The 1,162-nt window shown below is 26.9% G+C and carries 1 protein-coding gene; it reads left to right on the forward strand.

All coding sequences use genetic code 11. The annotated features are described in order from the left end of the window. Positions 1–178 precede the first annotated feature (178 nt). Positions 179–1,114 carry a cell wall metabolism sensor histidine kinase WalK gene (locus tag KPL50_RS26515; RefSeq protein ID WP_216301456.1) on the forward strand — a complete coding sequence of 312 codons (936 nt, stop codon included), beginning with the start codon at positions 179–181 and terminating at the stop codon, positions 1,112–1,114. The last annotated feature ends 48 nt before the right edge of the window (positions 1,115–1,162 follow it).

Raw genomic sequence — 1,162 nt, forward strand, 5'->3', positions numbered from 1 at the left:
TCAATTTTTAAGAATAGTAAATATATTAAATGTCGTATCATGGCTGGCGAAAAGCGTATGAATGCAACATAATATATGGTAATATGTGAGATAATGGTCAAAATTGTCTTTTATAATTTATATTATTATATGGCTATAAAATCTATTTAAATATGTATATAAAAATGGGGGTAATAGCGTGGGGTATGCTTTTAATAACAAAAAGGTTAAAAATATAATTGAAACGGTTTCTGGTTTAACAGAAAGAGTTGTATCTAGAAAATGTATTGAAGAACAGAGTAAAGAGATTAAACAACTAAAGGAAGCTAAAATAAATATGGAAGGTGCAATAAAAGCACAGGAAGAATTTATAGTTAACATATCCCATGAACTTAAGACACCGTTAAATGTAATTTTTTCAACTGTACAGTTGTTTGAAATGTATTGTAAGAATGGTTCTATAGTTGAAGAAAAGGAAAAAATTATTAAATATATTAACTCAATGAAACTTAATTCCTATAGGTTATCTAAACTTATAAATAATATAGTTGACTCATCAAAGATTAATGCGGGATTCTTTGAATTGAAGATGTCAAATAATAATATAGTTGAGGTTATAGAGGATACAGTAATGTCAGTTATTAATTATGCTGATAGTAAATGGTTAAATATAATATTTGATACTGATATAGAAGAAAAAATAATTGCATGTGACCCAGAAAAGATTGAAAGAGTAGTATTGAACCTTATATCCAATGCAATAAAATTCTCTGATGAAGGTGATGAAATATTTGTAGCTGTTAAAGATAGGAAAGAATTTGTTGAAATATCAGTGAAAGATAATGGAATTGGTATTGAAGTGGATTACTTGGATATGATATTTGATAGATTTAAGCAAGTAGACAAATCCTTATCAAGAAATTCTGAAGGTACAGGTATTGGTTTAAGTTTAGTTAAATCGATTGTAGAATTACATGGTGGTCGCATGTTTGTTGAGAGTGAATTCGGTAATGGTAGTAAATTTATTTTTACTCTTCCTATAATAAAAGTAATGCAGGAAAATTTAATACTTACTAGTAAGATAAGAAATAAAAGTGAGAATATTAAAGTTGAGCTTTCAGATGTTGGATTATAATTTTCTGTAGTAGATAGCATTATTATTAAACGTTACAATCTAAGGTTT

This window comes from Clostridium sp. CF012 (assembly GCF_018861755.1).
Taxonomy (GTDB): domain Bacteria; phylum Bacillota; class Clostridia; order Clostridiales; family Clostridiaceae; genus Clostridium_AD.